We start from the raw sequence: 25,196 nt of genomic DNA, 5'->3' as shown, positions 1-25,196 counted from the left end.
TCATAAAAAACTGCACCTTACTTCGTTGGGAGTCCAACTTTTTGGGTGCAGTTCAATAAGACACCGGTTTTTTTAATTGCGGTACAGCACCTTGATGATGTGATAACCAAACTGGGTGTGCAGCGGGCCGGTCGGCTCCAGCACCGGGCAGGAGAAGACGACTTTATCAAACGCCGGCACCATCTGGCCCTGGCGGAATTCACCTAAATCGCCACCGCGTTTGCCTGACGGGCAGATCGAGTGCTTCTTCGCCAGTTTACCGAAATCGGCGCCGTTTTTAATTTGCTCCAGAAGATCCAGTGCCAGCTGCTCTTCTTTAACCAGGATATGCAGCGCTGCTGCCGTTTTTGCCATGATCGTACCTTGATGGAATAGGAGATGAATCAGGGCGCAATAGTAGCATGGGCTAGCGGCGATACAGCACCTTAATGATGTGGTAGCCGAATTTGGTTTTGACCGGTCCGTAAGGCTTGAGCAGCGGGCAGCTGAAGACCGCCTTATCGAACGGCCCGACCATAACGCCTTGATTAAACTCCCCGAGATCGCCGCCGTTGCGTCCGGATGGGCACTTTGAATAGCGCTTTGCCAGATGATCGAAGCTCACGCCACGTTCCAGTTTGGCGAGGATCTCTTGCGCCAGCTTCTCTTCTTTTACCAGGATATGCAGGGCTGCTGCGCTCTTTGCCATTATTTTGCTCTCATGTCTCAAAGATATCCCGTTACTTTACCATCCGCTTTGGTCGCGGACCTATACTCTTCGCCATCGCGGGACAGGTGTCTCGCCTGATAGACGGAAGCGGGAGATGGGCAACACTTTTCTTCGGCGTTTTCCTTCTGGCCGGGGACAGCCGTCCTGTCCTTATCGTCGTGGAGCGAGATAACATGGATACAATGAAAAAACCTGAATTTTCAGTCGGCTGGCTTTCCGGGCTGAGCGAGATTGTGCGCGATCCGCTGCTCTATGAATTACTGAAATATTGTCCTCTGGAGATCATGCGGCGCTGGCGCTTCGAAGACATTCCGCGCGGTGATTTTATCTGCCGACAGGGGGAAGTGTGCCAGCGTTTTTCGCTGATTATCGCCGGTGAGGTGGACGTTTTCTATGAGGCTGAAGACGGGCGCCGCTACCGTCAGGCCCGCTACCGTAAAGGCGACATGGTGGGCGAACTCGAGATCTTTGAGTCGCGTCATTACATCTGCTCGGTGGTGGCGGTGGACCATGTGCAGCTCCTGAGCCTGTCGCAGGAACATTTCTGCCGCTGGCTGGCGCTGGATAACCACTTTAACCAGCGGATGCTGCGCTTCTTTAGCCAGCAATATTATCAGCTGTCGAAAAAGGCCAGCAGCGACAATCTCTACTCGCTGCATCAGCGGGTGTGTCAGGCGCTATGGCTGCGTTATCAACAGGATGGCGCGAATGAAATCTTGCTGGATAAGCAGAATCTCAGTCAGGAGTTCGCGGCGACGACCCGCAGCATTAACCGTATTTTGCATGACCTGAAAGCGCTACAGATTATTGATACCGATGGTGAACGCATTGTGTTGTTAGCTCCTGAAAAACTGAAGCAGGAGGCTGATATCGGATAACCGCAAGAGTAAGGAGGCGGGAGAATGTCGCTGCAACCCCATATCCAGTTAAGCAAAGAGATGACCGGCGCGCGGTACGCGCTGCTGCCGGGCGACCCGAAGAGGGTCGACCGCATCGTCAATTTTCTTGATAATCCACAGCTGCTCGGTCAGAACCGGGAGTTTCGCGCCGCGCGCGGCTGGTATCAGGGCATCGAGATTTTGGTGCTCTCCACCGGCATCGGCGGACCCTCCACGGCGATCGCCATTGAAGAGCTGCGCCAGATTGGCGTAACAACCCTGATTCGTATCGGCAGCTGCGGCGCATTGCAGGATAATCTTGCGCTCGGCGATGTGATTATCGCTCACGCTGCGGTGATGGATGATGGTACCAGCCGAACCTATGCGCCGGCGGGCTATCCGGCCTGCGCCGACCCGCTGCTGACCTGGGAACTGGTGGCGCAGGCGCGGCAAATGAACATCCCCGCCGCGTGCGGGCTGGTGCGCAGCCACGACAGTTTCTATACCGATCGTGAGGCGGAACTGGATGCGCAGTGGTCGGCGCGAGGCGTTCTGGGCGCGGATATGGAGAGCGCCGCTCTGATGACTATCGGCGCGCTGCGCGGCCTACGTACGGCATCATTACTCAACGTGGTTGTTGCCCACAACGGTTGCCTGGATAGCAGCATCAATGATTATGTCCAGCAGGAGGCGCTGTGCCAGCAGGGCGAAGAACGGCAAATTACCCTGGCGCTGCGCGCCATTTATTCCGCTAGCCAGCAAGGAGGTCTGTGATGGACTTTTTTAGCATTAACAATGTGATGGTCAACATTCCTCTCGGCGAAGGCGGCTATGCGCTATCGTGGATTGAGGCTATCGGTACCGTATTCGGCCTGCTGTGCATCTGGTGCGCCAGCCGGGAAAAAATCATCAACTATCTGTTTGGCCTGATTAACGTCACGCTGTTTGCGGCGATCTTTTTCCAGATCCAGCTCTATGCCAGCCTGCTGCTGCAGGTCTTTTTCTTCGCTGCCAATATTTACGGCTGGTACGCGTGGAGCCGGCAAAACGAGGCGCAGGAGGCCGCGCTCAAGGTACGCTGGCTTTCCCGTCAGCAAACGCTGGCGCTGGGCGGCGTCTGCGCGGTGGCGATTGTGCTGATGACGCTGTTTATCGATCCGGTGTTCGCGACGCTCACTCGTATCATGATTGCTCTGCTGCAAACGTTCGGTATGCAGGTCGCGATGCCCGACCTCCAGCCCGACGCCTTCCCGTTCTGGGATTCCACCATGCTGGTGTTGTCGATTGCCGCCATGGTGCTGATGACGCGTAAATTCGTCGAAAATTGGCTGCTGTGGGTGGTTATCGACGTGATTAGCGTGGTTATCTACGCGGTACAGGGCGTTTACGCCATGTCGCTTGAGTATGTCCTGCTGACGGCGATCGCGGTAATGGGCTCATACAGCTGGATCAAAAGCGCACAGCGTAACGGCTATACGCCGCTTGCCGCGGCCGCATCCTGATTGACCGATTTCCAGGCTGCCTGAATGGGCAGCCTGTTGCTCTCTGTGCCCCTCTTTCTGCTACAATCCCCACCCCGTTCGAAGATTGAGCAAAAGACTCCCATGCGTTTAAATCCTGGCCAACAACAAGCCGTCGAATTCGTTACCGGACCGTGCCTGGTGCTGGCGGGTGCCGGTTCCGGTAAGACCCGCGTGATTACCAATAAAATCGCCCACCTGATCCGCGGCTGCGGCTATCAGGCGCGTCATATCGCGGCGGTCACCTTTACCAACAAGGCGGCGCGCGAAATGAAAGAGCGCGTCGGGCAAACGCTGGGACGCAAAGAGGCGCGCGGCCTGATGATTTCCACCTTCCACACGCTGGGGCTGGATATCATCAAACGCGAATACGCCGCGTTAGGGATGAAATCAAACTTCTCGCTGTTCGACGATACCGACCAGGTGGCGCTGTTAAAAGAGCTCACCGAAGGGCTGATCGAAGACGATAAAGTGGTGCTTCAGCAGCTGATCTCGACGATCTCCAACTGGAAAAACGATCTGCAAACCCCTGCTCAGGCCGCCGCTGGGGCGAAAGGGGAGCGGGATCGGATCTTTGCTCACTGCTACGGGCTGTACGACGCGCACATGAAAGCCTGCAACGTACTCGACTTTGACGATCTGATCCTGCTGCCAACGCTGCTGCTGCAGCGCAACGAAGAGGTGCGGGAGCGCTGGCAGAATAAGATTCGCTATCTGCTGGTGGATGAATACCAGGACACCAACACCAGCCAGTACGAGCTGGTGAAACTGCTGGTGGGACAGCGGGCGCGCTTTACCGTGGTCGGCGATGACGATCAGTCGATCTACTCCTGGCGCGGCGCGCGGCCGCAGAACCTGGTCCTGCTAAGCCAGGATTTCCCGGCGCTGCAGGTGATCAAGCTGGAGCAAAACTACCGTTCTTCCGGGCGCATCCTGAAGGCGGCTAACATCCTGATTGCCAATAACCCACACGTTTTCGAGAAGCGTCTGTTTTCCGAACTGGGCTATGGCGTAGAGCTGAAGGTGCTCTCTGCCAATAACGAAGACCATGAGGCGGAGCGCGTTGCCGGTGAACTGATCGCGCATCACTTTATTAATAAAACCGCCTATAAGGACTACGCGATCCTGTATCGCGGTAACCATCAGTCGCGGGTTTTTGAAAAGATGCTGATGCAGAACCGCATCCCGTACAAAATTTCCGGCGGCACGTCGTTCTTTTCCCGCCCGGAAATTAAAGACCTGCTGGCCTATCTGCGCGTGCTGACTAATCCCGATGATGACAGCGCTTTCATGCGCATCGTCAATACGCCAAAGCGTGAAATCGGTTCGGCGACGCTGAAAAAGCTGGGTGAATGGGCGATGGGGCGCAATAAAAGCATGTTTACCGCCAGCTTCGATATGGGCCTGACCCAGACCCTGAACGGACGCGGCTATGAGTCTTTGACCCGCTTTACCCACTGGCTGCGGGAGATCCAGCAGCTTTCAGAGCGTGAACCGATTGCCGCCGTCCGCGATCTGATCCGCGGCGTGGATTATGAATCCTGGCTCTATGAGACCTCGCCCAGCCCGAAAGCCGCCGAAATGCGGATGAAAAACGTCAATACGCTGTTCACGTGGATGACCGAAATGCTCGAAGGCAGCGAGATCGATGAACCGATGACGCTCACTCAGGTCGTTACCCGCTTTACCCTGCGCGATATGATGGAGCGCGGCGAGTCGGATGAGGAGACGGATCAGGTGCAGCTGATGACGCTTCACGCGTCAAAGGGGCTGGAGTTCCCCTACGTCTACCTGGTTGGTATGGAAGAGGGGTTGCTGCCGCACCAGAGCAGCATTGATGAAGACAACGTCGATGAAGAGCGCCGTCTTGCCTACGTAGGTATCACCCGCGCGCAGAAAGAGCTGACTTTTACCCTGTGCAAAGAGCGCCGTCAGTACGGCGAGCTGGTGCGGCCGGAGCCGAGCCGTTTCCTGCTGGAACTGCCGCAGGACGACCTGATTTGGGAGCAGGAGCGCAAAGTGATTTCGCCGGAAGAGCGCATGCATAAAGGCCAGGCGAACGTCGCCAACATCCGGGCGATGCTGGCGAAAGCGCGTAAATAGCGGCTAGCGGCTGTTTTGCTGTTGAATCTGGAACTGACGTAGCGCTTTGCGACCAGGCGCGCCGTCTGAACCGGGTTGACTGACGACAATGGCCGCCACTTCATTGCCCAGCCGCGTTGCCTGCTGCAGATCCATCCCGCAGGCCAGCCCGGCGATCGTACCGGCACAGTGGCTGTCTCCTGCGGCAATCGTGTCGTGGACCTTCACGCGGCAGGCCGGAATATGCTGCGGTGCTGCGTCAGGTTCAACCACCCATGCGCCATCCTTATCAAACCGACAGATCGCCCGAATATGCCAGTCGCTGGCGAGCCGTGAGGCGGCATCAAGGGTCGCGCTATCCAAATCGTATAAACGCGCGCACAGCACGCTGAGTTCATCGCGATTCAGGGTGAGCAGGGGGCGTTTGCGCAGCAGCGCCTGGATAAAGTGAATATCCAGGTCGCACAGACGCGGGCCAAAATCGACGAACAGCGTTTTATCTTCCGTCTGGGCAAGGATCCACTGGCGCAGCGCTTCGCTGGCCAGTTCGTATCCCGAGACGTAAATAATCGCCTCCTTCGGCAGCGGTATTTGCGCTAATAGTTCATCAGTCCAGTGCTGTTCGCAGCCCTCAATGGTGATAAACGTCCGCTCTTTGCTGGCTTCGACAAGAGCCAGACACCAGCCGTTATCGTGGGTGGGATGGCGCAAGAGGACGGGCAAGTTTTCCAGCGCCATTTTTTGCGCAACGGCCTGCCCCCAATCGCCATTGCCTACCGGTATGGCGTTAATGGGAAACAGTTCGAGGCGCGAGAGCGCGCGGGCGACGTTGAACGCACAGCCGCCAATCTGCCGTCCGCCGTCGCGGGCGGAGACATCGCTACCGCTTTGCGGCAGCGCATCGAGATGGAGAATAATGTCGCCAAAAGCGGCGCCGATAACCACGATCGGCCGCTGAGGCGATAGCAGGTCAGCGCTGATTGTCACGGCAGGCCCCCTTTCTCGTTCCGAAGGCGAGATACAGCGCCAGGCTCAGAATAAAAGAGACGAATAACCCGAGGCTGGAGTCCGCGAAAATACCGACCGCGAAAGGTCCGTCGATAAAACCGGTTTTAGAGACCATCAATCCTGCCAGCGCACCGACAATCCAGCAGCCCAGCGCGGTACGGTTTGCGCCGCTCTCCCTGAATAAATCAGCTTCAGGATATCCGGCACGGCGGCGCAGCCGATAAAAATCGACCATAAAGATGGCGGCCCAGGCGGCCAGAAATACGCCGCAGAAAATCAAAAACGCGATAAACGGCCCGAGAAAATCTTTCGAGACAAACAGCACGTAGAGGGCAATCCCCAGCACCAGCACGGCGTCGAGGGCCACGGCGGAACGCTGCTGTAGCTTAATCCCCATGCTTAACAGGTTAAGGCTGGCGGAATAGAGGCTCAACACGGCGATGGTCACGACCCCGGCGGTAGCCGCGGCCAGATAGGGGATTGCCATCCACGAAGGCAGCAGTTTACCGATCGCTGAAATGGGGTTCTCGCTGGAGGCCAGATCGGGGATCTGCGCGGTAAGCAGTATTCCGGTGAGCATCAGCAACAGCAGCGGGAGGGCGGCGCCGCTGACCACGGCGAGAAAAATAGGCTTTTCCCCGGAGTCAGGGCGCTGATCGCGACTATAGTCGGCGCCGGCGATAGCCCAGCTGATGCCGGTGCCTGCGGCAATAATAGACACGGCAGGCAGAAAGCCGGTCAGCCAGCTGCCTGAAGGCAGCGCGAGGATGGCCTGCCAGTCCGCGGTGAAGAGTAAATAGATCACCACCAGCAGCGTCATGGCGCCAAAGATCCGGGTGATCCATTTTTGCATCATCAGCACGGCGTTTTGCCCGAGCACGCTGACCAGTACGGTCAGCCCGCCAAACAAGAAAAGCGACAGCGCGGTGGTGGTCAGACTCTCTTCAAAACCCATGGCGGCAAACAGCGCGACGAGGGTGAGCGTGCCGGTAATGATATTGACCGCTTCCCAGCCCATCAGATTCACCCAACAGAAGCTGGTGGGGGCGATATTACCGCGTTTGCCAAAAATGACGCGGGAGAGGGTTAGCGTCGTCGTACGACCAATTTTCCCGGCGATGCTGGTGATGCCGACCAGCGCAAAGGAGGCGACGCCCGCCACGGCGGCAAGAATCGCCTGCCAGAATGAGAGGCCGAACGACACAATCACCGCGCCGTAAACGACGCCAAGAATGCCAATATTCGCGGCGCACCAGACGAAAAACAGCTGGACCGGTTTCTGGGTCTGGTGGACCGGGGGGACCAGACCGATCCCTAATTCTGCCATTCCGGGATCTGCCGCCTGGATATTTCCATCGTATGAAGCTTTGCTGTCCATAGTGATACCCTCTGTGAATTATGCGAAGCGGTAGCCTGCAAGCCGCTGTGCGTAAGGCGCGAAGTCGATGCTGTTGGCCTGCTTAATCCGTTGTATATGTTCTTCAGGAAAAGCCTCTATGCCATGAAGCGCGCCGCAGATGGCGGTGCCCATCGCGCCAATGGTGTCGGTGTCGCCGCCTAAATTGGCTGCCAGCATAGCGCATTTCATAGGCTGCGTTTTTGCCAGCTCAACCAGAGCAATCGCTGCGGGGACGGACTCGATAATATCCATACCGGCGCCGATGTCCTCATAAATCCGTTCAATACCCGTCAGATGGTCAGTCTCCCCGGCGATCGTTTCCAGCGCCAGGTGGATACGGTTTCCCAGCAGTGGACTAAAAGTGGACTCATAATGGCGCTGCGTCTCATTGGCGAGCGACGCCAGCTCCGTTTTAATTAACGGCCATTCGGCCCCTTCAATGGCGCGGCCGATCGCCCAGGCAATGACCACCGCGCCGGCGATAGCGATATCTGATTTATGCGTCGGCAGGCAGGATAGCCGCACTTGCTCAATGAAAAACGTTCTGTCCCCGGTGGGCAGTAGACAGCCCATCGGCGCCACGCGCATTGCCGCGCCGTTGGTTACGCCGTTGGCCGCGATCTCCTCCAGCGGCTGCCCCTGTTCAAGCGCGATCAGGGAAGCCTTCGAGGTCGGGCCAAGAATATTTTTTTCAAAGGCCTGACAGCGTCTGGCCCACAGCAGAATATGCCTGGCGATGACCAGTGGATCGGTCACGCCGTTGGTTTCATTCAGGGCATCCATGAGTGCGATGCACTGATGGGTATCATCGGTGAACTCAGCGGCGCGAAATTCGCAGGCCGCAATATTCTCTTTCGGTCCGGGGAGGAAGCGCTCAATCCAGCCAAAATGGTTGATAATTCGGCGCTTAGGCCACAGTTCGGAAGGCATACCCATCGCATCACCAATGGCTTGCCCATAAAGGCAGCCGAGGATGCGGTTTTCGGTGGTATAGGTAGGGTGAATAGCAGACATCATCGGCTCCCTGGAAGAAATGAATAAAAGTTACACTAAAAGTAGATCCAGATTAAGTCCAGTTAAAGTCCTTTGTGGCCATGCTGTGATCGAAGACGCATTCTGAAAGAAAAGTGAGAAGCTAAAAAAGGGTGGGGAGACGTTATGAGGGGGCTATTGATTCCAGTATGGATCCACTATGATAAATCCACTGCCACTGAATTCCGGAAGACTACGACATTATGCCGCAATCGCTGCTTGAGTATATAAAAGGGCGTCTGAATGCAGAGGCTCCCGCGCCGCTTTATATTCAACTTAAACAAGCTATTGAAGCGGCAATGACCGAGCGGTTGCTGACGCACGGCAGCATCCTGCCTTCCGAACGCAAAATGTCGCAGACGCTTGAGCTATCGCGCGTGACGGTCGTGAAGGCGCTTGATGCGCTGCTGGAGGCCGGGCTGGTTATTAAACGCCACGGAAAAGGGACCGAGGTGAATCTGCCGGTAAGCTATAACCTTGCCAGCGGCGGATTTTCTGCCCAGCTACAAAATTCAGGCACGGTGTCCAACCGATGGCTGGTGAGGGAAAAGCTGGCGGCGGATGATTTTCTGGCCCGTGAGCTGGAGATCGCGGTCGGCGATCGGGTGGCGAAAATCAAACGCGTCCGTCTGGTCGATGCCCTCCCGGTGTCTCTCGAAACCATGTTTATCCCCGAGCGTTTCTTACCCCGCCCGGATCTACTTGAAGGTTCGCTGTACGCGCACTGGGCGGAAAATGATATTTATCCCGATCTTCAGGATTACTCACTGACGGTGCATATTCCTTCGGCGGAAGAGCTGAATTTGCTCGACCTGCCGCAAGGCGTGCCATTGATGAAAATTACGCTGAAAAGCCGCAATGCTCAGGGAGAGGTGCTTGAGTACGGAACCGCATTCTGCCTGAGCAATTACTTTAATTTTGATTTCAGAGTGAAGCTGCAATAAGCGCTTTGGCATGGCCGGTGTATAAAACCCGCCATCGCTTTATGCGAGAGCGGATCGTAGCCGACTACTGCTCGTTAAGCCGCAGCGGCCAGTGAACGTAGCTCTGCCACTGGCACTCCTGTTCGACCATTTCCCGGCCCAGCGGATGATTCTCCAGCCAGCCCTGCGGCAGCGTTAACGTCAAATTTTCATCTTCGGCAGCCAGCGTAAGCATCGGCAGCAGATCGTCGCGTCGGCGGCTGGCAAACAGAATCGCCAGACGCAGCAGACGGCACATATGCTCCGCGACTCTCGGAGGCACCGCGTTTTGTTGATGAATGGATGAAAGGTCGACGGCGTTGGTTTGGTTTAACAGCAGCGTCGCCAGCAGCTTCTTTTGTGCGGGGGTAAAGCCGGGCAGGTCAAGATTGCGCACCAGCCAGGCGGCGTGCAGGGGGGCCTGCTTGTACTCCACGCTCAGACCAATTTCATGCAGCTGGCAGGCACTTTGCAGCAAATCGAAGCATAGCGGCTCAATTTCCCAGCTGTTTTCCACCTGATGAACGAAATGGGCGGCCAGTTGGGCAACGCGCTGTGCCTGTTCAGTATCAACCAGAAACCGGCGCTGAATATTGCGTAAGGTACGACTGCGAATATCCTGATCGATCGACAGGTGCAGCATGCCGTAGACCAGACCTTCACGCAGCGCGCCGCCGGCGAGCGTCATACACTGAATATTCAGCTCGCTGAAGATGGCCATAAGAATCGCCAGCCCGCTGGGAAAGACGAGCGCCCGTTCAAGCGTCAGGCCTTCGATCTCCAGCTCTTCCAGACGACCGCACTGAATGGCGCGCTGTTTGAGCTGCTGTAGCTTGGCTAAGGTGATGCGTTCATCCATCCCCTGCGCCATCATGATTTCCTGTAACGCCTGAACCGTACCGGACGCCCCGACGCACACTTTCCAGCCGTGATAGCGCAGCACATCGGCGACGGGACGCAAAACTTCACGCGCGGCGGTTTCGGCCTGGTCAAAGTTCTCTTTGGTCAGGCTGCGATCGGCAAAGTAGCGTTCCAGCCAGGTCACGCAGCCCATGGACAGGCTGAAAAGCGAGGTGGTTTGCGCACCGGTACCGGTAACCAGTTCGGTGCTGGCGCCGCCAATATCCACGACCAGACGCTGATCTGCGCCGCCTGTTGTATGCGCAACGCCCTGATAAATCAGGCGCGCTTCCTCTTCACCGCTGATAACCTGAACCGCGCAGCCGAGGATTTCCCGCGCTTTCTCCAGAAACTCACCGGCGTTAACCGCCAGGCGCAGCGTCGCTGTGGCGACCACGCGGATTTGCGTCGGGGGGATATCCTGCAAACGCTCGGCAAACAGGCGTAAACATTGCCAGCCGCGCTCCATGGCTTCCGCCGAGAGCGTATTGTCGCCGCTGAGTCCAGCGGCCAGACGGACTTTGCGTTTGATACGACTCAGGGTCTGGATGCTTCCGGCAACCTCGCGTACAACCAACATATGAAAGCTATTGGAGCCAAGATCGATAGCGGCATAGAGCGAGGTGGAGCTCATACACTTCATCCTTCAAGTTGCCTCTGTGTTGGCTGCGTTCTCTTACCCGAATCACTTACCAGCGTTAGCTCGCCGCGATTCGCTTTCCTGCGGCCTTGATGCAACTTGAATGATTTTGTGTATGGCATAGTGCTTTAACCTGAACGACGACGATTACGTGGCGGACCGTTACGACGCGGGCCGTTGCCTGGGCGCGGGCGCGTAAGACGTAGAGGTCTGGGCAGTTCAGTCATCAGCGCGTCCGAATTGTATTTGCTGACCGGAATTGAATGACCGATATAGGTTTCAATTGCCGGCAGATTCAGCGCGTACTCTTCACAGGCCAGGCTGATGGAGTGACCGCTGGCGCCAGCGCGGCCGGTACGGCCAATACGGTGAACGTAGTCTTCGCAATCGTCCGGCAGGTCGTAGTTAAAGACGTGCGTAACGGCCGGAATATGCAGACCGCGGGCGGCAACGTCGGTTGCGACCAGAATGTCGATATCGCCGCGGGTAAATTCATCGAGAATGCGCAGGCGTTTTTTCTGCGCAACGTCGCCGGTTAACAGACCAACGCGATGGCCGTCCGCCGCCAGGTGACCCCAGATATCTTCACATCGATGTTTGGTGTTGGCGAAAATAATCGCGCGATCCGGCCACTCTTCTTCCAGCAGCGTCTGCAGCAGGCGCATTTTTTCTTCGTTGGAAGGATAGAACAGCTCTTCTTTAATACGGTGGCCCGTTTTCTGCTCAGGCTCAACTTCGACGTACTCGGCGTTGTTCATTTGTTCGAACGCCAGTTCACGGACGCGATAAGAAAGGGTGGCAGAGAACAGCATGTTCAGGCGCTGATTCGCTGGCGGCATACGGCGGAACAGCCAACGGATATCTTTAATAAAGCCGAGATCGTACATGCGATCGGCTTCGTCAAGCACGACAACCTGAATGGCGCCGAGGTTAATATGGTTCTGTTTGGCGTAGTCGATAAGGCGACCGGTGGTACCGATCAGAATATCCACGCCGCTTTCCAGCACTTTCAGCTGCTTATCGTAGCCGTCGCCGCCGTAAGCCAGGCCGAGTTTCAGACCGGTAGCCTGCGCCAGCGGTTCGGCGTCAGCGTGGATCTGAACCGCCAGTTCACGCGTCGGCGCCATGATCAGCGCGCGCGGCTGGTTGACCTGGCGGTCAGCGATCGCCGGGTGAGTGAGAAGATAATGAAACGTTGACGTCAGAAACGCCATCGTTTTACCGGTACCGGTTTGCGCCTGCCCGGCGACATCGCGACCTTCCAGCGTAAGCGGGAGGGCGAGTGCCTGAATGGGTGTACAATTATGAAACCCTTTCTTTTCAAGGGCTTCAATCATTGCCGGGTGCAGGGCGAAGTCGGAAAACTTCTGTTCTGTTAAATGTGTTTTGCTCATAGTGTGGTAGAATATCAGCTAACTATTGCATTAAGAAAGCGTATCCGGTGAAATAACGTCAACCTTTCGTTGGCTATGTATGAAATTATTCAAGGTGCGTCTGCGGCAACTGAACGAATCTTCGAAAGCTTAGACTACTAAGCGAGGCGAGGGTGACAAATCTGCGATAAGCCGGTTTGAACGCTGGTTGCTTTATCTTTTGCGGGGCAAAGTTCATGATGGGCATTGTGATGCAGAGAGATAAAAGAGGCATTCTGAAGAACAGCGTGCATAACGTAGCATCGACACGTCGTTGATGGCCGCGACACCAACACACCAGGCTTATTCCTGTGGAGTTAAATATGAGCGATAAAATTATTCACCTGACTGACGACAGTTTTGACACGGACGTACTCAAGGCTGACGGGCTAACCCTCGTCGATTTCTGGGCAGAGTGGTGTGGTCCGTGCAAAATGATCGCCCCGATTCTGGATGAGATCGCTGAAGAGTATCAGGGCAAACTGACCATTGCGAAACTGAACATCGATCAGAACCCGGGTACTGCGCCGAAATACGGCATTCGCGGCATCCCGACCCTGCTGCTGTTCAAAAATGGCGAAGTGGCAGCGACCAAAGTTGGCGCGCTGTCCAAAGGACAGCTGAAAGAGTTCCTCGACGCCAACCTGGCGTAAGCGGCTTGTTCTCCCGGCGTCCAGCGTCCAATTTTTTGCGGATCTCTGGACGCCCGGCGAGAGTCGTGCTAAGTTAATCTCAGACTTCGTTTTAAACATACCTTTGTTTGAATCTTGTTTTACCCAAAGCGTCCCGCAAAAATGCGCGTGAGGCTTATAATCCGGGCTTATCACTCATTCCGTTTAGTCGTTTCAGTTCTGCGTTCTTTCCTGTGACCAGGCAACGTACAGACACGAGATGAAGGCCGTTAACAGGCATGGATGTTCCTGCCATACCATTCACAACATTAAGTTCGAGAATTACCCCGAGTTTAAGAACCCACACCATTATGAATCTTACCGAATTAAAGAATACGCCGGTTTCTGAGCTGATTACTCTCGGCGAAAATATGGGGCTGGAAAACCTGGCCCGTATGCGTAAGCAGGATATTATTTTTGCCATCCTCAAGCAGCATTCGAAGAGTGGCGAGGATATCTTTGGCGATGGCGTACTGGAGATACTGCAGGATGGATTTGGTTTCCTCCGTTCAGCAGACAGCTCCTACCTCGCCGGTCCCGACGACATCTACGTATCCCCCAGCCAAATCCGCCGCTTCAACCTCCGCACTGGTGACACCATTTCCGGTAAGATTCGTCCTCCTAAAGAGGGTGAGCGTTACTTTGCGTTGTTGAAAGTTAACGAAGTTAACTACGATAAGCCGGAAAACGCGCGTAACAAGATTCTGTTCGAGAACTTAACCCCTCTGCACGCAAATTCACGTCTGCGTATGGAGCGTGGTAACGGCTCAACGGAAGACTTAACCGCTCGCGTCCTGGATCTGGCATCGCCGATCGGCCGCGGCCAGCGTGGTCTGATTGTTGCGCCGCCGAAGGCCGGTAAAACCATGCTGCTGCAGAATATCGCGCAGAGCATTGCGTACAACCATCCTGATTGCGTTCTGATGGTACTGCTGATCGACGAACGTCCGGAAGAAGTGACCGAGATGCAGCGTCTGGTTAAAGGTGAAGTTGTCGCTTCTACCTTTGACGAGCCGGCATCTCGCCACGTTCAGGTTGCCGAGATGGTTATCGAGAAAGCGAAGCGTCTGGTTGAGCATAAGAAAGACGTTATCATCCTGCTCGACTCCATTACCCGTCTGGCGCGTGCCTACAACACCGTCGTCCCGGCTTCCGGTAAAGTGTTGACCGGTGGTGTGGACGCCAACGCCCTGCATCGTCCGAAGCGTTTCTTCGGTGCCGCGCGTAACGTGGAAGAGGGCGGCAGCCTGACGATTATCGCTACGGCGCTGATCGATACTGGTTCTAAAATGGACGAAGTTATCTACGAAGAGTTTAAAGGCACCGGTAACATGGAGCTTCACCTCTCTCGTAAGATCGCAGAAAAACGCGTCTTCCCGGCTATTGACTACAACCGTTCCGGTACCCGTAAAGAAGAGCTGCTCACCACTCAGGAAGAGCTGCAGAAGATGTGGATCCTGCGTAAAATCATTCACCCGATGGGTGAGATCGACGCGATGGAATTCCTCATCAATAAACTGGCGATGACTAAAACTAACGATGACTTCTTCGACATGATGAAGCGCTCGTAAGCTAAAAACGCCAGAGAACGCCACGCTATTGCGTGGCGTTTTGTTTTCCGGGTTTGTATGATCCAGGAAGGGAAAACAAAATGGGTCTTAACGTATGATATGCGCAGGATGATGGCAGGCAGAGACAGCTTTAACAGTCTAAAATTTCTACAATAAATTTGTAATGTTCTGCTTTGCCCCTTCTGGAGTTGAGGCATCATCGTTATACTTCCCGGATTAACTATGCTGAGAGCACATGCGTTGTGAATTTACTCACTGCTATTACTGAATTAATCAGTATTTTCTTATTCACCACCCTGTTTATATTTATCGCTCGCAAGGCGGCAAAAAGAGTTGGGCTGGTGGATAAACCTAACTATCGCAAACGGCATCAGGGTTTGATTCCGTTAGTCGGTGGTATTTCAGTTTTCGCAGGTATTTGTTTTACGTTTGCTATCGCCGATTATTACATTCCCCACGCTCGGTTATACCTGGGATGTGCCGGGGTGCTCGTGCTGGTCGGTGCGCTGGACGACCGCTTTGATATCAGCGTAAAAATTCGCGCGGTAATTCAAGCCGCTATCGCCGTCATTATGATGATGGTGGGTAATCTTCATCTTAGTAGCCTCGGTTTTATATTCGGCTCATGGGAGCTGGTGCTCGGCCCTTTTGGCTTCTTCCTCACGCTGTTCGCCGTCTGGGCGGCGATCAACGCCTTCAATATGGTTGATGGTATCGATGGGCTGCTTGGCGGTCTGTCGTCAGTCTCTTTCGCGGCAACGGGCATTATCCTGTGGTTTGATGGCCAGTACAGCCTGGCGATGTGGTGTTTTGCGATGATCGCCGCCATTTTGCCCTATATTTTACTTAACCTCGGTGCGCTTGGTCGTCGCTATAAGGTCTTTATGGGTGATGCCGGCAGCACCATGATTGGCTTCACTATCATCTGGATCCTGCTGGAGACCACGCAGGGAAAAACGCATCCTATCAGCCCGGTCACGGCGCTGTGGATTATCGCTATTCCGTTGATGGATATGGTGGCGATTATGTACCGTCGCCTGCGCAAAGGGATGAGCCCATTCTCCCCGGACCGTCAGCATATTCATCATTTAATCATGCGCGCCGGGTTTACTTCCCGTCAGGCGTTTGTGCTGATCACCCTGGCCGCCGCGCTGCTGGCCCTGGTTGGCGTGGTGGCGGAATACACCCGCATTGTTCCTGAATGGGTGATGTTAATACTCTTTTTGTTAGCCTTCTTTCTTTATGGCTACTGCATTAAACGCGCCTGGAAAGTGGCGCGCATGGTTAAGCGCATTAGACGCAGAATACGGCGACACAGCGGCAATAATCCAAATTAACCAAGTCAATCTGGGGACGTGATGACTCAACCATTACCGGGAGCACAAACAGTGAACGTTGAGAACGAGCTGGATATTCGCGGGCTGTTTCGCGCCTTATGGGCCGGAAAAAGCTGGATAGCAGGTATCGCAGTGCTCTTTGCACTGATTGTTCTGGTTTATACCTTTTTTGCTCGTCAGGAGTGGAGCGCGACGGCGATTACCGACCGACCGACGGTGAACATGCTGGGGGGATACTATTCACAACAGCAGTTCTTACGCAATCTCGATATCAAGGCCAATCTCGTCTCTGTCGATCAGCCTTCGGTCATGGACGAAGCATATAAAGAGTTCATCATGCAGCAGGCGTCGTGGGATACCCGCCGCGACTTCTGGTTGCAAACGGACTACTACAAGCAGCGCCAGTCGGGTAACGCTCGCGCCGATGCCGCGCTGTTGGATGACCTGATTAACGATATCCAGTTCATGCCCGGCGATGCGCTAAAAAGCATCAACGATAGCGTGAAGCTGACGGCAGAAACCGCGCCTGATGCCAACAATCTGCTGCGCCAGTATGTGGCTTTCGCCAGCCAGCGTGCGGCAGGGCATCTGAATGATGAGCTCAAAGGCGCCTGGGCCGCGCGTACCGTACAGATGAAAGCGCAGGTGAAGCGCCAGGAAGAGGTGGCGCGAGAGATTTTCAATCGCCGCATGCACAGCGTGGAACAGGCGCTGAAAGTCGCGCAGCAGCACAACATCTCCCGCAGCGAAACCGATATTCCACCAGATCAGCTGCCGGATTCCGAGCTGTTTTTACTGGGGCGGCCAATGCTGCAGGCCCGGCTGGAAAATCTGCAGGCGGTGGGGCCGCAGTACGATCTTGATTATGACCAAAGCCGCGCCATGTTAACGACGTTGAACGTGGGGCCGACCCTGGACCCGCGTTTTCAGACTTACAGGTATTTGCGAACGCCTGAAGAACCGGTAAAACGCGATAGCCCGCGCCGCGTGTTTCTGATGGTGATGTGGGGGATTGTGGGCGCGCTCATCGGCGCAGGCGTTGCGTTATCGCGTCGCCGTGTCCAGTGAATGCGGCCTGTGGTGAAGGACATTCAGCCTTTATCACCTAATCGAAGAGAATCGATGTGAAAGTACTAACGGTATTTGGCACGAGACCAGAAGCTATCAAGATGGCGCCTCTGGTTCATGCGCTGGCAAAGGATCCTCATTTTGAGGCGAAAGTTTGCGTGACCGCGCAGCATCGGGAGATGCTCGATCAGGTGTTGAAACTTTTTTCTATTGTTCCGGAATACGACCTTAACATTATGCAGCCGGGTCAGGGATTGACGGAGATTACCTGTCGCATCCTTGAAGGTTTAAAGCCGGTGCTCGAGTCGTTTAAACCAGACGTGGTGCTGGTGCATGGTGATACCACCACGACGATGGCGGCAAGTCTGGCCGCTTTCTATCAGCGGATCCCGGTAGGACACGTGGAAGCCGGGCTGCGCACGGGCGATCTGAGCTCGCCGTGGCCGGAAGAGGGGAACCGTACGTTGACCGGGCATCTGGCGACGTACCACTTTGCGCCGACGGAAACCTCAAGGCAGAACCTGCTGCGGGAAAACATCGCCGACAATCGGATCACGGTAACCGGTAATACGGTTATTGACGCGCTATTCTGGGTGCGCGACCGGGTGTTGAGCGATGAAGCCCTGCACAACGAGCTGACTCAGCGTTATCCCTTCCTCGCCAACGGCAAGAAGATGATTCTGGTCACCGGACACCGTCGGGAAAGCTTTGGCCGCGGTTTCGAGCAAATCTGCCATGCGCTGGCGGAGATCGCCGCGAACAATCCGGACGTACAGATCGTCTATCCGGTGCATTTGAATCCGAACGTCAGCGAACCGGTGAAGCGCATTCTCGGCCACGTTGAGAACGTCATACTTATTGAGCCGCAGGATTATTTGCCGTTTGTCTGGCTGATGAACCGCGCGTGGTTGATCCTGACCGATTCCGGCGGTATCCAGGAAGAGGCGCCCTCGCTCGGGAAACCGGTGCTGGTGATGCGTGAAATGACCGAGCGCCCGGAGGCGGTCAGCGCGGGCACCGTGTGCCTGGTGGGTACCGATAGCCAGCGCATCGTCAATGAGGTCACGCGCCTGCTGCAAGATGAGTCCGCGTATCAGGCCATGAGCCGGGCGCATAACCCGTATGGCGATGGACATGCGTGTCATCGTATTTTGTCTGCACTTAAAAATAATCAGGTAACGCTATGAATTTTTCTACCATTTCAGTGATTGGCCTTGGATATATTGGCCTGCCAACCGCTGCCGCGTTCGCCTCCCGGCAAAAGCGGGTGGTCGGCGTTGATATCAATCAACACGCCGTGGAGACCATTAACCGTGGTGAAATTCATATCGTGGAGCCGGATCTGGCGAGCGTCGTCAAAACGGCGGTCGAGCAGGGCTACCTGAGCGCCACTACCGCGCCGGTAGAAGCCGACGCTTACCTGATTGCGGTGCCGACGCCGTTTAAAGACCTGCATGAACCGGATATGGTTTTCGTCGAGTCGGCGGCGAAATCTATCGCACCGACGCTGAAGAAAGGGTCGCTGGTTATCCTTGAGTCCACCTCGCCGGTGGGTTCAACCGAGCAGATGGCGGGCTGGCTGGCGGAAATGCGCCCCGATCTGAGCTTCCCGCAGCAGGTTGGCGAAGCGGCGGACGTCAATATCGCCTACTGTCCGGAGCGCGTGTTGCCGGGGCAGGTGATGGTTGAGCTGATTAAAAACGATCGCGTGATTGGCGGTATGTCGCCGGTTTGCTCAGCCCGCGCCAGCGAGCTGTATAAAATTTTCCTCGAAGGCGAATGCGTGGTGACCAACTCGCGCACCGCCGAAATGTGCAAGCTGACTGAAAACAGCTTCCGCGACGTTAATATCGCTTTTGCCAATGAACTTTCGCTAATTTGCGCCGATCAGGGGATCAACGTCTGGGAACTGATTCGCCTGGCGAATCGTCATCCGCGCGTCAATATCCTCCAGCCGGGGCCGGGCGTTGGCGGCCACTGCATCGCGGTCGACCCGTGGTTTATCGTGGCGCAAAACCCGCAGCAGGCGCGGCTTATCCGGACCGCGCGTGAAGTCAACGACCACAAACCAGAATGGGTGATTGATCAGGTCAAAGCGCGGGTCGCCGACTGCCTCGCCGCCAGCAACAAACGCGCCAGCGAGCTAAAAATCGCCTGTTTTGGCCTCGCGTTTAAGCCGAATATTGATGACCTGCGCGAAAGCCCGGCCATGGCCATTGCCGCGCAGATCGCCCGCTGGCACGGCGGCGAAACCCTGGTCGTTGAGCCAAATATTCATCAGCTGCCGAAAAAGCTCGACGGACTGTGCGCTCTGGCGTCGCTGGACGAGGCGCTGGCGAGCGCCGATGTGCTGGTGATGCTGGTCGATCATAAAGAATTTAAAGCGGTTGGCGGGGAGAGCGTTAGCCAGCAGTTTATCGTCGATACCAAAGGGGTGTGGCGGTGAGAGAGCGTCTGGTAAAAGATGAAAGTGTTCGCAGCTTCGCGCGCTTTCATCGTGACCAAAACTTAACAGATCTATTTTATGTTCGCCCGCGCCAGTATTGAGCCCCTTGAGTGGGAAAACCGCTTCTTCGGCGTCAATAGCGCCATTCTCCGCTTTGGCGACGATGCGCCGCCGCTGACGGTGCAAGCGCTGGCGGGATGGTCGCGGGTGCAGGCGAAAGTCGCGGCGGATGATGCCGCGCGCCTGGATGCGCTGCAGGCATTAGGCTTCCGGCTGGTGGAGGGCGAGGTCGATCTTGCGCTTTCGCCCGCGGCTTCTGATGATATCGGCGCCGAGCCGGCGACTGAGGTGGATATCCCCCGGCTGCGCGAACTGGCGGCGCTGGCCTTTGCGCAGAGCCGTTTTCGCGCCCCGTGGTATTCCGACGATGCCAGCGGTCGTTTCTATGCCCAGTGGATTGAAAATGCGGTGCGCGGAACCTTCGATCACCAGTGTCTGGTGCTTCGCGCCCCTGACGGCGATATTCGCGCGTTTGTCTCCCTGCGCCAGCTCAGCGAGCGCGAGGCGAGGATTGGCCTGCTGGCCGGACGCGGCGCCGGAGCGGAATTAATGCAGGCGGCGCAGCGCTGGGCCGCGCTGCGCGAGCTGACGACACTGCGGGTGGCGACCCAGATGGGCAACACCGCCGCGCTTAAACGTTACATTCTTAGCGGTGCCAATGTCGAAAGCACCGCGTACTGGTTATACAGGTGACATGATGATTCCATTTAACGCGCCGCCGGTGGTGGGTACCGAGCTTGATTATATGCAGTCCGCGATGGGGAGCGGCAAGCTGTGCGGCGATGGCGGTTTTACCCGCCGCTGCCAGCAGTGGATGGAGCAGCGTTTCGGCACCGCGAAAGCGCTGCTGACGCCATCCTGCACCGCTTCGCTGGAAATGGCCGCGCTGCTGCTGGATATTCAGCCGGGCGATGAAGTGATTATGCCGAGCTATACCTTCGTCTCCACCGCCAACGCCTTTGTGCTGCGCGGCGCGAAAATCGTCTTCGTTGATATTCGTCGCGATACCATGAATATCGATGAAACGCTGATTGAAGCGGCCATCACCGAGAAAACCCGCGCGATTGTACCGGTCCACTACGCCGGCGTGGCCTGCGAGATGGACACCATTATGGCTATCGCCAGCAAGCATAATCTGTTTGTGGTGGAGGATGCTGCTCAGGGCGTGATGTCGACCTATAAAGGCCGGGCGCTCGGCACTATCGGCCATATTGGCTGCTTCAGCTTCCATGAAACCAAAAACTACACCGCGGGCGGTGAAGGCGGCGCAACGCTGATTAACGATCGCACGCTGATAGAGCGCGCGGAGATCATTCGTGAAAAAGGCACCAACCGCAGCCAATTTTTCCGTGGCCTGGTGGATAAATATACCTGGCGCGATATCGGCTCCAGCTACCTGATGTCCGATTTACAGGCGGCCTATCTGTGGGCGCAGCTGGAAGCGGCGGAGCGGATTAACCAGCAGCGTCTGGCGCTGTGGCAGAACTACTACGACGCCCTGCTGCCGCTGGCGCGCGCCGGGCGTATCGATCTGCCCATCGTGCCTGCCGACTGCGGGCAAAATGCGCATATGTTCTATATCAAGCTGCGCGATATTGACGATCGCAGCAAGCTGATCGCCTGGCTGAAAGAGGCGGAAATTCTGGCGGTATTCCACTATATCCCGCTGCACAGCTGCCCGGCCGGGGAGAACTTCGGCGAGTTCCACGGGACGGATCGCTACACGACCCAGGAGAGCGAACGCCTGCTGCGCCTGCCGTTATTCTACAATTTGTCGAACGTTAACCAGCGCACGGTGATTAACTCGCTGCTGAGCTATTTCTCCTGATATGTCGCTGGCAAAAGCGTCTCTGTGGACCGCGGCGTCCACGCTGGTCAAAATCGGCGCCGGTCTGCTGGTGGTAAAACTGCTGGCCGTGTCGTTCGGCCCGGCTGGCGTGGGGCAGGCGGGTAACTTCCGCCAGCTGGTGACCGTGCTTGGCGTGCTGGCGGGGGCCGGGATATTCAACGGCGTCACGAAGCTGGTGGCCCAGCATCATGACGATCGCCGGCAGTTGAACAACGTCGTTGGCACCGCTTCAGCGATGGTACTCGGTTTCTCCACCCTGCTGGCGCTGATCTTCCTGCTGGCGGCCGCGCCAATAAGCCAGGGGCTATTCGGTCATCAACATTACCAGAATCTGGTACGGCTGGTGGCGCTGGTGCAGATGGGGATTGCCTGGGCGAATTTCCTGTTAGCGCTGATGAAAGGCTTTCGCGATGCGGCGGGTAATGCGCTGTCGCTTATCGCCGGGAGCCTGATTGGCGTGGCGGCATACTATGCCTGCTACCGTTTTGGCGGTTATCAGGGCGCATTGCTGGGGCTGGCGCTGGTGCCGGCGCTGGTGGTGGTGCCGGCTGCTATCGTACTGTGGCGTCGCGGCAATATTCCGCTAAGCGCGCTGCGCCCGCGCTGGGACAACGGCCTGGCGGGGCAGCTGTCGAAATTTACCCTGATGGCGCTGATTACCTCGGTGACGCTGCCGGTCGCCTACGTGATGATGCGTAACCTGCTGGCGGCCCACTATGGCTGGGACGCGGTGGGGATCTGGCAAGGGGTGAGCAGCATCTCCGACGCCTATTTGCAGTTTATTACCGCGTCATTTAGCGTTTATCTTTTACCGACGCTGTCCCGTCTGACGGCGAAAGCGGATATCACCCGCGAGATTGGCAAATCGTTAAAATTTGTCCTCCCGGCGGTGGCGGTAGCGAGCTTAACGGTGTGGCTGCTGCGTGATTTCGCTATCTGGCTACTTTTTTCCGACCGCTTTACGGCGATGCGCGATCTGTTTGCCTGGCAACTGGTGGGCGATGTGTTAAAGGTCGGGGCTTATGTTTATGGCTATCTGGTGATCGCCAAAGCCTCGCTGCGTTTTTATATTCTGACGGAAATCAGCCAGTTCACGCTGTTGACCGCATTCTCGCACTGGCTTATCCCGGCGCACGGCGCAATCGGCGCGGCGCAGGCGTATATGGCTACCTATATTGTTTATTTCGCCCTCTGCAGCGGCGTGTTTTTACTTTGGCGTAAACGGGCATGACAGCACTGATACATGTACTGGGATCGGATATCCCGCACCACAACCAGACTGTGCTGCGGTTCTTTAATGATGAGCTGGCCGTGGATGACGAACAGGCTCGCCTGTTTATGGTCGTCGGTGATGCGACAGAAATTTCCGCCGCTTATCCCGCACTCTCCATTCGCTGCTATCCGGGGAAAAAGTCGCTGGCAAAGGCGGTTATCGCGCTGGCAAAGGCGAACCGGCAGCAGCGCTTTTTCTTTCACGGCCAGTTTAATACCGGCCTGTGGCTGGCGTTGCTCAGCGGCGGGATCCGCCCGGCGCAGTTTAACTGGCATATCTGGGGAGCGGATCTGTACGAGAACTCCGCCAGCCTGAAGTTTCGCCTGTTTTATCCCCTGCGGCGCCTGGCGCAGGGCCGGGTAGGTCGTGTGTTTGCGACCCGGGGCGATCTGAGCTGGTTCGCCGCCCGCCATTCTGGCGTAGCGGGAGAGCTGCTCTACTTTCCGACCCGCATGGATCCGGCGCTGAATTCGCTCGCCGATAGCGCACCGCGCGGCGACACGCTGACTATCCTGGTGGGTAATTCCGGCGACCGTAGCAACGAGCATATTGCGGCGCTGCGTGCGATTCGCCAGCAGTTTGGCGATACGGTTAACGTTGTCGTGCCGATGGGTTATCCGGCAAATAATGGCGACTACATCAACGAAGTCCGCGCGGCCGGCGCGGCGCTGTTCAGCCCGCAGCATTTCCAGGTATTGAGCGACAAGCTGGCGTTTGATGACTACCTTGCCCTGCTGCGCCGCTGCGATCTTGGCTACTTCCTGTTTGCCCGCCAGCAGGGTATCGGCACGCTGTGCCTGCTGATTCAGGCGGGGATCCCCTGCGTGCTGAACCGGGAGAATCCCTTCTGGCAGGATATGTCGGAGCAGCATATTCCGGTACTCTTTACCAGCGATACGCTGGACGTGAGCGTTGTGCGTGAAGCGCAGCGCCAGCTGGCTGGCGTGGATAAAAATCAAATCGCCTTCTTCCGGCCGAATTACCTGACGGGCTGGCGACGAGCGTTGCGAATTGCTGCGGGGGTGGACGCATGACATTAATGCAATTTAGCGGGCTGCTGCTGGTCTGGCTGCTGTCGACGCTATTTATCGCCACCGCCACGTACTTTGAATTTCGTCGCGTACGCTTCAACTTCAACGTCTTTTTCTCGCTGCTGTATCTGCTGACGTTTTTCTTTGGCTTCCCGCTGACCAGTATTCTGGTGTTCCGCTTTGACGTCGCGGTCGCCCCGCCGGAAATTCTGCTGCAAACCCTGCTGGTTTCCGTCTGCTTTTATGCGGTTTATTACGTGACTTATAAAACGCGGCTACGGTCGGCGACGCACGGTCATCCGCATCGTCCGCTGTTTACGATGAATCGCGTGGAGACCCACCTCACCTGGGGCATTTTGCTGGGGCTGGCGCTGCTTTGCGTCGGCATCTTCTTTGCGCATAACGGCTTCCTGTTATTCAAGCTCAACTCCTACAGCCAGATCTTCTCCAGCGAAGTCTCCGGCGTGGCGCTAAAGCGCTTCTTCTACTTTTTCATCCCGGCAATGCTGGTGGTCTATTTTCTGCGTCAGGATTATAAAGCGTGGATATTCTTCCTTGTCAGCACCGTCGCCTTTGGCCTGCTGACCTACGCCATCGTTGGCGGCACCCGGGCGAATATCATTATCGCGTTTGCCATCTTCCTGTTTATCGGCATCATTCGCGGCTGGATTAGCCTGTGGATGCTGGCGGCGGCGGGCGTGCTGGGCATCGTCGGTATGTTCTGGCTGGCCCTGAAGCGCTATGGCATGAACGTCAGCGGCGATGAGGCGTTTTATACTTTTCTCTATCTGACCCGCGACACCTTCTCGCCGTGGGAGAATCTGGCCCTGCTGCTGCAAAATTACGACAAGATTGAGTTCCAGGGGCTGGCGCCAATCATCCGGGATTTTTACGTCTTTATCCCCAGCTGGTTGTGGCACGGTCGTCCGACAATGGTGCTCAATACCGCGAACTATTTCACCTGGGAAGTATTGAATAATCATTCTGGTCTGGCGATTTCGCCGACCCTGATTGGCTCGCTGGTGGTGATGGGCGGCGTCTGGTTCGTCCCGCTGGGCGCGGTGGCGGTTGGGCTGATTATTAAATGGTTTGACTGGCTGTACGAGCTTGGCAACCGGGAAACGAACCGCTATAAAGCGGCGATTCTGCACAGTTTCTGTTTTGGCGCTATCTTCAACATGATCGTGCTGGCGCGTGAAGGGCTGGATTCATTTGGCTCTCGCGTGGTTTTTTTCCTCGTTATCTTTGGGATCTGCCTGCTGGCGGCAAAACTGCTGTACTGGTTCCTGGATAGCGTGGGGCTGATTCACCGGCGGGCCAAACCGCTGACGCAACCTCAAGTCTGATA

23 protein-coding genes are annotated in these 25,196 nt (G+C 56.3%); 16 read left to right on the top strand and 7 right to left on the bottom strand.

The window, feature by feature from the left end:
• Positions 1–72 precede the first annotated feature (72 nt).
• Together ppiC (ABLU88_RS21775) and ppiC (ABLU88_RS21770) are read right to left on the bottom strand one after the other, a co-directional pair.
• Complete coding sequence (gene ppiC / locus ABLU88_RS21775; protein WP_004097481.1) at positions 73–354, bottom strand: peptidylprolyl isomerase PpiC; 282 nt, start codon at positions 352–354, stop codon at positions 73–75.
• A gap of 52 nt (positions 355–406) precedes the next feature.
• A complete protein-coding gene (gene ppiC, locus ABLU88_RS21770) occupies positions 407–688 on the bottom strand; it encodes a peptidylprolyl isomerase PpiC (RefSeq protein ID WP_004127352.1) in 282 nt (93 codons plus the stop codon).
• Between the two features lie 194 nt (positions 689–882).
• On the opposite strand from ppiC (ABLU88_RS21770), the gene ABLU88_RS21765 reads away from it, so the two are divergent.
• The 4 genes from ABLU88_RS21765 to rep all read left to right on the top strand — a co-directional run bounded on the left by ABLU88_RS21765 (position 883) and on the right by rep (position 5,210).
• Positions 883–1,587: a Crp/Fnr family transcriptional regulator gene (locus tag ABLU88_RS21765; protein WP_004097483.1), complete on the top strand. Its 705-nt coding sequence runs from the start codon at positions 883–885 to the stop codon at positions 1,585–1,587.
• Between the two features lie 24 nt (positions 1,588–1,611).
• On the top strand, positions 1,612–2,361 hold the full coding sequence (locus tag ABLU88_RS21760) for a nucleoside phosphorylase (protein WP_348837929.1): 750 nt from the start codon (positions 1,612–1,614) through the stop codon (positions 2,359–2,361).
• On the top strand, positions 2,361–3,089 hold the full coding sequence (pnuC, locus tag ABLU88_RS21755) for a nicotinamide riboside transporter PnuC (protein WP_004097491.1): 729 nt from the start codon (positions 2,361–2,363) through the stop codon (positions 3,087–3,089). Before ABLU88_RS21760 ends, pnuC begins: the two co-directional genes overlap by 1 nt.
• Positions 3,090–3,191: 102 nt before the next feature.
• Positions 3,192–5,210, top strand: coding sequence for a DNA helicase Rep (gene rep / locus ABLU88_RS21750; RefSeq protein ID WP_014227450.1), 2,019 nt, complete (start codon positions 3,192–3,194; stop codon positions 5,208–5,210).
• Between the two features lie 3 nt (positions 5,211–5,213).
• On the opposite strand, the gene ABLU88_RS21745 is transcribed toward rep, so the two are convergent.
• Genes ABLU88_RS21745 through ABLU88_RS21735 form a run of 3 tightly spaced genes read right to left on the bottom strand, consistent with a single transcriptional unit; the run spans position 5,214 to position 8,610 of the window.
• Positions 5,214–6,176, bottom strand: coding sequence for a PfkB family carbohydrate kinase (locus tag ABLU88_RS21745; protein WP_025108416.1), 963 nt, complete (start codon positions 6,174–6,176; stop codon positions 5,214–5,216).
• Positions 6,160–7,575 carry a cytosine permease gene (locus ABLU88_RS21740; protein ID WP_014837065.1) on the bottom strand — a complete coding sequence of 472 codons (1,416 nt, stop codon included), beginning with the start codon at positions 7,573–7,575 and terminating at the stop codon, positions 6,160–6,162. The genes ABLU88_RS21745 and ABLU88_RS21740 overlap by 17 nt, the downstream gene beginning before the upstream one ends.
• Before the next feature lie 18 nt (positions 7,576–7,593).
• Positions 7,594–8,610, bottom strand: coding sequence for an ADP-ribosylglycohydrolase family protein (locus tag ABLU88_RS21735; protein WP_348837933.1), 1,017 nt, complete (start codon positions 8,608–8,610; stop codon positions 7,594–7,596).
• Between the two features lie 221 nt (positions 8,611–8,831).
• Here ABLU88_RS21735 and ABLU88_RS21730 point away from each other — a divergent pair, with 221 nt between their 5' ends.
• Positions 8,832–9,572, top strand: a complete 741-nt coding sequence (locus ABLU88_RS21730; protein ID WP_032720758.1) for a GntR family transcriptional regulator — start codon at positions 8,832–8,834, stop codon at positions 9,570–9,572.
• Positions 9,573–9,636: 64 nt separating this feature from the next.
• Here the strand turns inward: ABLU88_RS21730 and gppA are convergent, their stop codons facing one another.
• Both gppA and rhlB read right to left on the bottom strand, forming a co-directional pair.
• A complete protein-coding gene (gene gppA / locus ABLU88_RS21725) occupies positions 9,637–11,133 on the bottom strand; it encodes a guanosine-5'-triphosphate,3'-diphosphate diphosphatase (RefSeq protein ID WP_160743202.1) in 1,497 nt (498 codons plus the stop codon).
• A gap of 125 nt (positions 11,134–11,258) precedes the next feature.
• Entirely contained in the window at positions 11,259–12,524 is a 1,266-nt protein-coding gene (gene rhlB / locus ABLU88_RS21720; protein WP_265802066.1) for an ATP-dependent RNA helicase RhlB, read from the bottom strand.
• Positions 12,525–12,865: 341 nt separating this feature from the next.
• Here rhlB and trxA point away from each other — a divergent pair, with 341 nt between their 5' ends.
• The 11 genes from trxA (at position 12,866) to wzyE (ending at position 25,194) form a co-directional block, all read left to right on the top strand.
• Positions 12,866–13,195 (top strand): thioredoxin TrxA, encoded by a 330-nt coding sequence (gene trxA / locus ABLU88_RS21715; RefSeq protein ID WP_004097507.1) that lies wholly within the window; start codon positions 12,866–12,868, stop codon positions 13,193–13,195.
• Positions 13,196–13,524: 329 nt separating this feature from the next.
• Positions 13,525–14,784 carry a transcription termination factor Rho gene (gene rho / locus ABLU88_RS21710; protein WP_002883293.1) on the top strand — a complete coding sequence of 420 codons (1,260 nt, stop codon included), beginning with the start codon at positions 13,525–13,527 and terminating at the stop codon, positions 14,782–14,784.
• 242 nt (positions 14,785–15,026) lie between these two features.
• Entirely contained in the window at positions 15,027–16,121 is a 1,095-nt protein-coding gene (wecA, locus tag ABLU88_RS21705) for a UDP-N-acetylglucosamine--undecaprenyl-phosphate N-acetylglucosaminephosphotransferase (RefSeq protein WP_004097511.1), read from the top strand.
• Between the two features lie 21 nt (positions 16,122–16,142).
• Positions 16,143–17,189 carry an ECA polysaccharide chain length modulation protein gene (wzzE, locus tag ABLU88_RS21700; protein WP_014227454.1) on the top strand — a complete coding sequence of 349 codons (1,047 nt, stop codon included), beginning with the start codon at positions 16,143–16,145 and terminating at the stop codon, positions 17,187–17,189.
• Between the two features lie 56 nt (positions 17,190–17,245).
• Positions 17,246–18,376 (top strand): UDP-N-acetylglucosamine 2-epimerase (non-hydrolyzing), encoded by a 1,131-nt coding sequence (wecB, locus tag ABLU88_RS21695; protein ID WP_004097518.1) that lies wholly within the window; start codon positions 17,246–17,248, stop codon positions 18,374–18,376.
• Positions 18,373–19,635 (top strand): UDP-N-acetyl-D-mannosamine dehydrogenase, encoded by a 1,263-nt coding sequence (gene wecC, locus ABLU88_RS21690; protein ID WP_014837068.1) that lies wholly within the window; start codon positions 18,373–18,375, stop codon positions 19,633–19,635. Before wecB ends, wecC begins: the two co-directional genes overlap by 4 nt.
• Before the next feature lie 78 nt (positions 19,636–19,713).
• On the top strand, positions 19,714–20,388 hold the full coding sequence (gene rffC, locus ABLU88_RS21685; RefSeq protein ID WP_025108413.1) for a dTDP-4-amino-4,6-dideoxy-D-galactose acyltransferase: 675 nt from the start codon (positions 19,714–19,716) through the stop codon (positions 20,386–20,388).
• A gap of 4 nt (positions 20,389–20,392) precedes the next feature.
• Entirely contained in the window at positions 20,393–21,523 is a 1,131-nt protein-coding gene (rffA, locus tag ABLU88_RS21680) for a dTDP-4-amino-4,6-dideoxygalactose transaminase (RefSeq protein WP_004097526.1), read from the top strand.
• A gap of 1 nt (position 21,524) precedes the next feature.
• Entirely contained in the window at positions 21,525–22,775 is a 1,251-nt protein-coding gene (gene wzxE, locus ABLU88_RS21675; RefSeq protein WP_025108412.1) for a lipid III flippase WzxE, read from the top strand.
• Positions 22,772–23,851: a TDP-N-acetylfucosamine:lipid II N-acetylfucosaminyltransferase gene (locus ABLU88_RS21670; protein WP_103815089.1), complete on the top strand. Its 1,080-nt coding sequence runs from the start codon at positions 22,772–22,774 to the stop codon at positions 23,849–23,851. The genes wzxE and ABLU88_RS21670 overlap by 4 nt, the downstream gene beginning before the upstream one ends.
• A complete protein-coding gene (gene wzyE, locus ABLU88_RS21665) occupies positions 23,848–25,194 on the top strand; it encodes an ECA oligosaccharide polymerase (protein ID WP_014227459.1) in 1,347 nt (448 codons plus the stop codon). The genes ABLU88_RS21670 and wzyE overlap by 4 nt, the downstream gene beginning before the upstream one ends.
• The last annotated feature ends 2 nt before the right edge of the window (positions 25,195–25,196 follow it).

The organism is Klebsiella sp. GW_Kp182 (genome assembly GCF_040062275.1).
GTDB lineage: Bacteria > Pseudomonadota > Gammaproteobacteria > Enterobacterales > Enterobacteriaceae > Klebsiella > Klebsiella michiganensis.
Note: the sequence above shows the minus strand (reverse complement) of the source record. Positions and strands in the feature narration are given on the sequence as shown.

Coding starts and splice junctions, on each gene's coding strand:
- rffC (WP_025108413.1), top strand. CDS start 19,714: ATGTTCGCCCGCGCCAGTATTGAGCCCCTTGAGTGGGAAAACCGCTTC.
- ABLU88_RS21760 (WP_348837929.1), top strand. CDS start 1,612: ATGTCGCTGCAACCCCATATCCAGTTAAGCAAAGAGATGACCGGCGCG.
- wzyE (WP_014227459.1), top strand. CDS start 23,848: ATGACATTAATGCAATTTAGCGGGCTGCTGCTGGTCTGGCTGCTGTCG.
- pnuC (WP_004097491.1), top strand. CDS start 2,361: ATGGACTTTTTTAGCATTAACAATGTGATGGTCAACATTCCTCTCGGC.
- ABLU88_RS21730 (WP_032720758.1), top strand. CDS start 8,832: ATGCCGCAATCGCTGCTTGAGTATATAAAAGGGCGTCTGAATGCAGAG.
- ABLU88_RS21740 (WP_014837065.1), bottom strand. CDS start 7,575: ATGGACAGCAAAGCTTCATACGATGGAAATATCCAGGCGGCAGATCCC.
- ABLU88_RS21735 (WP_348837933.1), bottom strand. CDS start 8,610: ATGTCTGCTATTCACCCTACCTATACCACCGAAAACCGCATCCTCGGC.
- trxA (WP_004097507.1), top strand. CDS start 12,866: ATGAGCGATAAAATTATTCACCTGACTGACGACAGTTTTGACACGGAC.
- ppiC (WP_004097481.1), bottom strand. CDS start 354: ATGGCAAAAACGGCAGCAGCGCTGCATATCCTGGTTAAAGAAGAGCAG.
- ppiC (WP_004127352.1), bottom strand. CDS start 688: ATGGCAAAGAGCGCAGCAGCCCTGCATATCCTGGTAAAAGAAGAGAAG.
- rhlB (WP_265802066.1), bottom strand. CDS start 12,524: ATGAGCAAAACACATTTAACAGAACAGAAGTTTTCCGACTTCGCCCTG.
- rho (WP_002883293.1), top strand. CDS start 13,525: ATGAATCTTACCGAATTAAAGAATACGCCGGTTTCTGAGCTGATTACT.
- wzxE (WP_025108412.1), top strand. CDS start 21,525: ATGTCGCTGGCAAAAGCGTCTCTGTGGACCGCGGCGTCCACGCTGGTC.
- ABLU88_RS21670 (WP_103815089.1), top strand. CDS start 22,772: ATGACAGCACTGATACATGTACTGGGATCGGATATCCCGCACCACAAC.
- rep (WP_014227450.1), top strand. CDS start 3,192: ATGCGTTTAAATCCTGGCCAACAACAAGCCGTCGAATTCGTTACCGGA.
- wecC (WP_014837068.1), top strand. CDS start 18,373: ATGAATTTTTCTACCATTTCAGTGATTGGCCTTGGATATATTGGCCTG.
- ABLU88_RS21765 (WP_004097483.1), top strand. CDS start 883: ATGGATACAATGAAAAAACCTGAATTTTCAGTCGGCTGGCTTTCCGGG.
- gppA (WP_160743202.1), bottom strand. CDS start 11,133: ATGAAGTGTATGAGCTCCACCTCGCTCTATGCCGCTATCGATCTTGGC.
- rffA (WP_004097526.1), top strand. CDS start 20,393: ATGATTCCATTTAACGCGCCGCCGGTGGTGGGTACCGAGCTTGATTAT.
- wzzE (WP_014227454.1), top strand. CDS start 16,143: ATGACTCAACCATTACCGGGAGCACAAACAGTGAACGTTGAGAACGAG.